Genomic DNA, 8,889 nt, shown 5'->3' on the forward strand with positions numbered 1-8,889 from the left:
TATGAACACGGATAGCCAAGCTCTCAGAGCGTCATCGCTGAGGTGTACCTTAATGAATGCGACTGATGCTGGGCCAGTAGGTCTGAAGCGAGGATGTCTTGCAAATGAGAATTGTTATTGAGTCTCGCGTTTGGCAGGGGGTAATTTTTTTCGGACAGATGCTGCAGGTGTGTATTTCCAGTGCTTTGATCATTGCAGCTCTGTCTGTAGAGAGATGACGGGAGGCGAAGAGCAATCGCATGGGTTAACCTTCATTAGGCTGATCTGGGAAACCAGCAGCTAATAAAAAAAGGAACTAAGGGAGCTGTTTTTTATGATCTACCGTCTTGCAATCTTCGTCGCTAGTCTTTTCCTGTCCTATTCGGCCATTGCAGCTGGAGGAGCTCACACGGCAGACGTTGGCGCCACCGTGGGGGCTGAGCCTCAGGCGCTGGAAACCGAGATCGACTTCCTACCATCCCTTGCAGTCATGGGAGAGAATCCATCAAGTGTCGGCTGCGAATCGGAATATCAAGCCTTTTCTGGAGAACTTCTCTTGGCCCAAGCGTGCTGTCGTGTCTGTACTGTGGGTAAGGCTTGTGGCAATTCATGCATAAACCGGAGTTATACTTGTCACAAGGGAAGAGGGTGTGCGTGTAACGGGTGACGCCCATCATCCTTAAGGAGTGCCCGTCGGCAACTAGACGGGCTTCTGACAACTGGAGGTCACTATGCCGTATCGATCACTTCTTGGCGGACTCCTAGTAGGGCTGTCCGTCGCTCAAGCTCAGGCTGCAGGGGATTCAGGTGAGTGGTTAGCCGAACTACGCTCTGACTGTGATGCATCCATGCAGGAGCTTGGGTATACGGATACCCGCTCTGACGCCATCTGTAGCTGCTATATGGACAAGTTAGAACGACAGCTCGCCGAGGATGCCGCTGAGCGTGAGGAACTGGAGGCGTTAGGTGAGACACCGCCACCCCAAGAGATAGACCCTTACGGAATGGCGATGAGCTGTATGTGATGACGGGGTGTTACATCTCGAAGGCTGGCACCTTGTACATCAAGTGGGTGTGCCCGCCGTGCTTCCAGTGGAAGACAAGTTCTCCCGACAAGAAGTCGACGACTACCTTTGAGAAGCATTCACGCATGTGAGAATTGATTAGCGTCTTGTCATCGGGGTGATCTCGAACAGCCCTCCCGAGATTCACCGCTCGGCGGGTCGCCATGTCCCCACTGAAAGTCGTCTGTCGCTGGAGAAGCTCGGCAAGCGTGTCTTTCAGTTCATCGCGTTGGTCCTGAAGGTCTGCCAGGCGATTGCCAATAGACGGGTATCGTTCAGGGGTCAGGCCATTCTCGATAGACTCAAGGACGTTAGACAGTGCACCTTCTACGCCTTCGAGACTGTTCCGTGTCTGCTCTATTTCTTCATCTAGAGAGTCGTCACCCGTAGGACAGTCACCAATGAGGTAACCCAGCTGGCTATGAATCGCGGGCTCAATGAGGTCATACCTGACAGCGTTGTATTTACATCCAGCCCCTTGCCGTGCTCGCTGACAAGCGAGATATACCCACCCTTTGGAAACATTCTTGCTAACCCTGGCCATGATGCTGCCACAGAGAGGGCAGGTCGCCAGACCACCGAGGATGTTCTGTAGTGGCTTCTTTGAATGGCGCCCACGTCTAGGCGCCTTGCTGGCCTTGAGCGACTGGAAGCGCTCGAAGATCTCCCGGTCGATGACTGTCGGATAGTACCCTTCGACAGGCTCACAGGCTTCCCTGTCGGACTTTCTTTCGGGGCGACTAGTGAAGGGCGTTAGCGTCCCATAGGTCGCCGGGTTGTTCAGAATCTTGTCGATGTAGCTGGGGTGCCAGTGCTGACCACGACCGAAGACAGGGACTCCCTCATTGTTCAGCCTCTCGGCGATGGATTTTTTTCCTACACCATCCAGTGCCATCTCGAAGATGCGGCGAACGACTTCTCCGCGCTCGGGAATGATCTCGAAGGATACCCCATCGTCAGCAGGGCGCAGCCACTGAGGAGCGCGGGATGTTAGGCGCACGGACTCGCCCTCGGCGATCTTCTGACGCTTGTTCTGCCAGACTGAGCGCAGTCGCCGCGCCTTGGTGGCTGACTCTTCGTTCGCTCTCATGAAGATGAGCACGGCCATAATGAAAGCTACCGGGTCACGGTCCAGGGTCTCCTTGTCATACGCCTTGCCATCAAACAAGGTGACCACTGTTATGCCCATGTCGCAGATGTCCCCAAGAAGGGTGGAGGCTTTCCGTGCCGACTGCCGGGAAATCCTGTCGAGAGACTCCACCAGCAGATAGGAGCCAGGTTCGATGGTTCCGTCTTCGGCAGCCCTGAGGAACATGCGTAAGGCCCCAGCCTCCCGGTTTCGGCCTTGGTAAGCAGAGATGCCGAAGTCCTCAAAGCTGTGCTCATCGAGGTCCAGCCCGTGACGGTCGGCGTACTCCTGGGCAAGTCGCGCCTGACGACTGAAGCTGTCCCCCTTCATCTGCTCGGGGGTCGAAAAGCGTAGGTAGCTGTATGCCTTGGGGCATTGCTGCTGATCGTCGACCATGGTCCGGCTCCGGCTGGTGTGTTGCTACAGCGTCAGCCTAGCGTATAGGTCTCAAAGCACACAACCTGCTGTTCGCCGGCCCTCCCGGCACCGGCAAGACCATGCTGGCGAGCCGACTGCCCGGCATCCTGCCGCCGCTCTCCGAGGACGAGGCCCTGGAGGTGGCGGCCATCCGCTCGGTCAGCGGCCTGGCGCTGCGCGAGCAGTGGGGCCAGCGCCCCTTTCGTGCCCCTCACCACACCGCCAGTGCCGTCGCGCTGGTGGGGGGTGGCTCGAAGCCGCGACCGGGCGAGATCTCCCTGGCCCACCACGGGGTGCTGTTCCTCGATGAATTCCCCGAATTTTCACGCCACGTGCTGGAGGTGATGCGCGAGCCCATGGAGTCGGGACAGATCCATATCGCCCGGGCCAGCCATGAGCGCCGCTATCCGGCCCGTTTCCAGCTGGTGGCGGCCATGAATCCCTGTCCCTGCGGCCATCTGGGGGATCCGCGCAACCGTTGCCAGTGCACCGCCGCCCAGATCCAGCGTTACCAGGCACGCCTCTCGGGGCCGTTGCTCGACCGCATCGACCTTCAGGTGGAAGTGCCGGCGCTGCCGCCGGAGCAGCTCACTTCCCGCGCGGTGGGGGAGCCGTCGGTCGTGGTGCGCGAGCGGGTGATGGCCGCCCGGGCGCGCCAGCGGGAGAGAGGGGCACTGAATGCCCATCTGGCCGGGCGCGAGCTGGAGGCGGCCTGTGGCCTCGAGGCCGCTGATCGGGCCTGGCTGGCCGGGGTGCTGGAGCGGTTGCGGCTCTCGGCCCGGGCCTACCACCGGGTATTGCGGGTGGCCCTGACCCTCGCCGATCTGGCCGGGGCGCCCCGGCCGGAACGCGACCAGTTGATCGAGGCGATCGGCTATCGTCAGCTCGACCGGATGCTCAAGGGATAAGGGCTCGGCGCGAGGCCGGGGCGCTACAGGGCGGTGGCGTCGAAGGCGCCATGGATCTCCGTTTCCCACAGCGTCTCGTCGCTGCCCGGACGTCGCAGCGCCAGGTTCAGCCGGTAGGGCAGCAGCTCCCGGTCGGAGAGTTGCAGGCGAGGGCCATCGGCCACCAGCCGGCTGTCCAGCCGCCACTGGTTGTCCCCACCCCCCTCGACCATGGCGTCGCTCCAGTCGAGTACCTGGGGGCCGTCGGAGCTGCCGAGCAGGGCCCGGGTGAGGCTCTCGAGAAAGCGTTCGCGGCCGATGCCGAGGGCGTCATCCACCTCGGGCGTGGCCAGCAGCAGGACCTGGTCGCCCGGCGGGCGTGGCAGCGGTGGCGCCTCGATGACGCGTTCGGCAGCGCGTTCACCGAGGCCGAACAACGCCTGGCGCAGGGTCTCGGGGCGGTCGGGCTGCGCGGCGCAGCCGGCCAGCAGCAGCAGGGTCGGGAGCAGCAGGGCCAGCAGGCGCGTGTTCATCGATTCTCGGTCTCTCGCGGGGGAATGGGCTCCAGGGCGGCGACGAAGCGGTCGAGGGCCTCGAACAGCGTCATGCGGATCGGCTCGGCCTCGTTGACCAGGTGGTGGCGCGCCTCCGGATGGCGAAGAATCTCGGCATTCGGGAACTTGCGCTCCAGCACCGCCAGGTTCCACTCCCAGTCCACGGTCAGGTCCTGTTCGCCCTGCAGGATCAGCGTCGGTACCGGGCTGGGCGGTAGGGCGAGCAGGCGTGGCATCCAGCGGCGCATGGCGCTGACCCACTCCATGGTCAGGCGGTCGGGCTGGAGCGGGTCCTGTTCGCGCAGGAAGGCGGCGAATTCGGCGTCGGTGGAGTTGGCGCGGAACTTGCGCGGGATCGAGCTCACGAAGGGGCCGACCAGACGATGCAGCCAGCTCGACTGGCTCCAGCCCCAGGGGCGCACCAGCGGGGCCAGCAGCGCCAGACCCGCCCAGTGGCCATCGTCGCCGCGAGCCAGGGCATCGGTGGCCAGTATCGCCGCGCCGGTGCTCTGGCCGACCCCCAGCCAGGGGCGTGGGGCCAGGCCCTCCTCCTCGAGGTGCTGCTGCAGGCTCTGCAGGCAGCTGCCATAGTCATCGAAGTCATCGATGGAGGCGCGGGGGCCACTGGAGAGGCCGTGACCCGGCAGGTCCCAGAGCACGACCCGCCAGCCGCGATCCAGCAGGCGTTCCAGCAGATGGCGATAGAGCCCGAGATGATCGAAGTAGCCATGGACCACGAAGGCGGTGCCGACCGGCTCCGCCGGGCTCCATACCTGGGTCCAGAGGCGGAAGTCTCGGGCATCCACGTAGCCCACGTAGAGGCCCACGTGCTCGACGAGCAACGGTGCCAGGCCATAGTGGCCGAGGTAGCGCTCCAGGTCGTCGCTGCCGGGTACCAGGTCGGTCAGGTCGACCAGGCTGACAGGGCCCAGGGCCTGCAGTGGGGTAAAGTCGCTCATCGAATCCTCCGCAACGCCCGGACATGCTAGCGTCAAGGCGGTGGACGGGCCACTGATTCCACTCGGGCGGGTCGCCCGGCAGCCCATGATGTCTTATCTTTTGGTCTAGCTCGGCATGGCTTCCGAGGCTTCAGGGTTTACATATGGAATTATTTTCCACAAAATCCCGCACGCAGTCGCCCAACCCGACCCCGGCCGACCGGTGCTACCCAAGACCGGCTGCCAAAGCACGAGGAGATCCACCATGACCGAACGCGTCACTCGCCACCGCCTGCAGGTGGCCGCCGAGCTGGACCGTTTCATCAACGAGCAGGCGCTCCCGGGCACCGGCATCGACGCCGAGGCCTTCTGGTCCGGCGTCGACGCGCTGTTTCATGATCTGACACCGAAGAACCGTGAACTGCTCGCCGAGCGTGACCGCCTGCAGGAAAAGCTGGACGCCTGGCATCGCGAGCACCCCGGCCCGGTGCGCGACATGGCGGCCTACCGCGCCTTCCTCCAGGAGATCGGTTATCTGGTCGAGGCGCCGGCCAAGGTCGGCGTCACCACCGCCAACGTCGACCGCGAGATCGCCGTCCAGGCCGGCCCCCAGTTGGTCGTGCCGGTGAGCAATGCCCGCTACGCGCTGAATGCCGCCAATGCCCGCTGGGGCAGCCTCTACGACGCCCTCTATGGCACCGACGCCATCTCCGAGGACAACGGCGCCGAGAAGGGCGCGGGCTTCAACCCCCGGCGCGGCGAGAAGGTCATCGCCTACGCCCGTGGCGTACTCGACCGTGCCGCGCCACTGGCCACCGGTTCCCACCGCGATGCGGTGAAGTATGCCCTGCGCGACGGCCACCTGGTGGTGACCCTCGAGGGGGGCCGCGAGACCGGCCTCAAGCATCCGGGCAAGCTGGTCGGCTTCAGCGGCGATGCGGCCAAGCCCGACGCCATCCTGCTGGTCAACCATGGCCTGCACCTGGAGATCCAGATCGACGCCAGCCACCCGATCGGCAAGACCGACCCGGCCGGCGTCAAGGACGTGGTCGTCGAGGCGGCGCTGACCACCATCATGGACTGCGAGGACTCGGTGGCCGCCGTCGACGCCGAGGACAAGGTCGGCGTCTACGCCAACTGGCTGGGCCTGATGAAGGGTGACCTGGAGGAGCAGGTCGAGAAGGGCGGCAAGACCATCACCCGCCGCCTGCACGGCGACCGCCGCTGGACCAACGGCGATGGCGAGTCCGTCACCCTGCCGGGCCGCTCGCTGATGTTCGTGCGCAACGTCGGCCACCTGATGACCACCCCGGCGGTACTCGACGCCGATGGCAACGAGTTGCCGGAAGGCATCCTCGACGGCATCGTGACCGGCCTGATCGCCCTGCACGACCTCAACAAGGGCGAGGACGAGCCGCGCAACTCCCGTTCCGGCTCCATGTACATCGTCAAGCCGAAGATGCATGGCCCCAGGGAAGTCGCCTTCGCCAACGAACTGTTCGGCCGCGTCGAGGACATCCTCGGCATGGCCCGCGACACCCTCAAGATGGGCATCATGGACGAGGAGCGTCGCACCACCGTCAACCTCAAGGCGTGCATCAGTGAGGCCGCCTCGCGGGTGGTGTTCATCAACACCGGCTTCCTCGACCGTACCGGCGACGAGATGCACTCCGCCATGGAAGCGGGCCCGATGATCCGCAAGGGCGACATGAAGAACGCCGCCTGGATCGCCGCCTACGAGAAGAACAACGTCCAGGTCGGCCTGGCCTGCGGCCTGCGCGGACGCGCCCAGATCGGCAAGGGCATGTGGGCCATGCCGGACCTGATGGCGGCCATGCTCGAGCAGAAGATCGGCCACCCCAAGGCCGGTGCCAACACCGCCTGGGTGCCGTCGCCCACCGCCGCCACCCTGCACGCCCTGCACTACCACCAGGTCGACGTCACCGAGATCCAGCGCGAGCTGGAAGGCCAGGGCGAATCGGACCTGCTGGACGACCTGCTGACCGTGCCGGTGGCCGCCGAAGCCGACTGGTCCGACGAGGCGATCCAGCAGGAGCTCGACAACAACTGCCAGGGCATCCTCGGCTACGTGGTGCGCTGGGTCGAGCACGGCGTGGGCTGCTCCAAGGTGCCGGACATCCACGACGTGGGCCTGATGGAGGATCGTGCCACCCTGCGCATCTCCAGCCAGCACATCGCCAACTGGCTGCATCACGGCGTGGTCGACGCCGAGCGCGTGCAGAAGACGCTGGAACGCATGGCCAGGGTGGTCGACGAGCAGAACGCCGGCGACCCGGCCTACACGCCGATGAGCGCCGACTTCGCCGCGTCCTCGGCCTTCCAGGCCGCCAGCGACCTGGTCTTCAAGGGTCGCGAGCAGCCCGCCGGCTACACCGAGCCGCTGCTGCACCACTGGCGCGCCGTGCACAAGGCCAAGTGACGCCGCCTCGCCACGCGTGAACCAGAGCGCCCCGGGTATGAACTGACCCCCAATAGTTGGACGGTTCGTTCAGCCGGCGCCCAAGGCCTGAGTCCTGTACTGTACGGGGCTCAGGCCTTTTAGTTTCAGCCTGATGCGCTCGTGGTTGTAGTAATGGATGTAACGATCGAGGCCTTGCTGCAACTGCTCAACCGTATCGAACCGGTTCAGGTGGAAATACTCGGCCTTCAGGGTGCCGAAGAAGCTCTCCATGGCGGCATTGTCCAAGCAGTTGCCCTTGCGTGACATGCTCTGGGTCAGCGCCTGTCCTGCCAACAGGGCGCGATAGGTGGGATGCTGGTAATGCCACCCCTGATCGGAATGCAGCAGTGGCCGGTCCGAGTGCTTCAAGCGGGCAAAGGCCTGCTGCAGCATGTGCTTCACCAGTGAGAGTACGGGACGCCTGCTGGTCTGATAGGCGACGATCTCGCCGTTGTAGAGATCCATGATGGGGGACAGATACAGCTTCTGTCCGTCGACGTTGAACTCCGTGATGTCGGTCACCCACTTCTGATTCGGTCCTTCTGCCTGAAACTGCCGGTCGAGTACGTTGGGAGCCACATGTCCCACTGCTCCTCGGTAGGCGCGATACCGCTTTGGGCGAACCAGGGACTTCAAGCCCAGCTGTTGCATCAAGCGCTGGACGGCCTTGTGGTTGATCACTTCACCTGCCTGCCGTAGGGCAGCAGTGATGCGGCGATAACCATAGCGCCCTTTGTGGCTATCGTAGATCGCCCGGATACGCGCCTTCAGGGGCGCGCACTGATCGTCAGCGCCCAGGGCCTTGAGCTGGTAGTAGAACGTGCTGCGCGGTAGCTCTGCCGCACGCAGCAGCAGAGCCAGCGAATGCTCGTGCCTTAACCCTTGGACGGCTTGGGCTTTCTGCCCTGCGTTGCCGCCTGCTTCTCCCGGATCAAGGCATCGAGCTTTTTTAGATAGGCGTTCTCCGCCCGCAGATACGCCAACTCTTTGAGCAACTCCTCATGAGAGCGCTCTTCATCAGGTGGGGGTGGTGGTGAAGGCGGCTTTTTGACCATCGGGCGGCGTCCCTTTCGCTTTGGCGATAACGCAGTCAGGCCACCACTATGGTACTGCTGCTCCCATATGCCAATAGCGGCATCTCCGCGAATATCGAACAGGGTGGCAGCCTGCCGGCGTGACAAGCCATCTCGCCACATTCTCTCGAGTACCGCCAGCTTGAAGGCAGCACTGTAGTGACTGTACTTCTTGCCTAGCCCCGGCGCGCCATGCTGGCGGTAGCGTTCCCGCCATTTACGCACCAGGGAATGGTCAAGGCGATGCTGGCGAGCCACCTCGCGTAGGCTAGTGTCCTCATGCAAACACTGCTGCACCACTAGCAGCTTGAACCACTCGTCGTATCGATTGCTCATAGAAACACCCCGAGGGTTGGATTAGGTGTCCAACTTTCGGGGTGCAGTTCA

The 8,889-nt window shown here is 63.4% G+C and carries 5 protein-coding genes and 1 pseudogene; 2 read left to right on the forward strand and 4 right to left on the reverse strand.

The annotated features are described in order from the left end of the window. Window positions 1-1,014 precede the first annotated feature (1,014 nt). Entirely contained in the window at window positions 1,015-2,568 is a 1,554-nt protein-coding gene (locus QLQ85_RS10935; protein ID WP_282739012.1) for a recombinase family protein, read from the reverse strand. Between the two features lie 59 nt (window positions 2,569-2,627). Between QLQ85_RS10935 and QLQ85_RS10940 the strand changes: the two are divergent. Further along, a pseudogene (locus tag QLQ85_RS10940) lies at window positions 2,628-3,497 on the forward strand (YifB family Mg chelatase-like AAA ATPase); the annotation flags it as partial. Window positions 3,498-3,520: 23 nt separating this feature from the next. Here QLQ85_RS10940 and QLQ85_RS10945 read toward each other — a convergent pair. Both QLQ85_RS10945 and QLQ85_RS10950 read right to left on the reverse strand, forming a co-directional pair. Next, window positions 3,521-4,009, reverse strand: coding sequence for a hypothetical protein (locus tag QLQ85_RS10945; RefSeq protein WP_282739013.1), 489 nt, complete (start codon window positions 4,007-4,009; stop codon window positions 3,521-3,523). Then, a complete protein-coding gene (locus tag QLQ85_RS10950) occupies window positions 4,006-4,989 on the reverse strand; it encodes an alpha/beta hydrolase (RefSeq protein ID WP_282739014.1) in 984 nt (327 codons plus the stop codon). The genes QLQ85_RS10945 and QLQ85_RS10950 overlap by 4 nt, the downstream gene beginning before the upstream one ends. Window positions 4,990-5,233: 244 nt before the next feature. Here QLQ85_RS10950 and QLQ85_RS10955 point away from each other — a divergent pair, with 244 nt between their 5' ends. After that, window positions 5,234-7,408 carry a malate synthase G gene (locus QLQ85_RS10955; RefSeq protein ID WP_282739015.1) on the forward strand — a complete coding sequence of 725 codons (2,175 nt, stop codon included), beginning with the start codon at window positions 5,234-5,236 and terminating at the stop codon, window positions 7,406-7,408. Window positions 7,409-7,477: 69 nt separating this feature from the next. On the opposite strand, the gene QLQ85_RS10960 is transcribed toward QLQ85_RS10955, so the two are convergent. After that, window positions 7,478-8,838 (reverse strand): IS3 family transposase gene (locus QLQ85_RS10960; RefSeq protein WP_407650358.1). Its coding sequence is split into 2 segments (ribosomal slippage): window positions 7,478-8,373 and window positions 8,373-8,838, totalling 1,362 coding nucleotides; the frame shifts between segments, so codons are not numbered across the junction. Between the last annotated feature and the right edge of the window lie 51 nt (window positions 8,839-8,889).

Origin of the sequence: Halomonas kalidii (genome assembly GCF_030010475.1) — a bacterium.
Classification (GTDB): Bacteria; Pseudomonadota; Gammaproteobacteria; order Pseudomonadales; family Halomonadaceae; genus Halomonas; species Halomonas heilongjiangensis.

What these genes read in the sequence shown, in the direction of transcription:
- QLQ85_RS10945 (WP_282739013.1), bottom strand. Translation starts at nt 4,009, where the DNA reads ATGAACACGCGCCTGCTGGCCCTGCTGCTCCCGACCCTGCTGCTGCTG.
- QLQ85_RS10950 (WP_282739014.1), bottom strand. Translation starts at nt 4,989, where the DNA reads ATGAGCGACTTTACCCCACTGCAGGCCCTGGGCCCTGTCAGCCTGGTC.
- QLQ85_RS10935 (WP_282739012.1), bottom strand. Translation starts at nt 2,568, where the DNA reads ATGGTCGACGATCAGCAGCAATGCCCCAAGGCATACAGCTACCTACGC.
- QLQ85_RS10955 (WP_282739015.1), top strand. Translation starts at nt 5,234, where the DNA reads ATGACCGAACGCGTCACTCGCCACCGCCTGCAGGTGGCCGCCGAGCTG.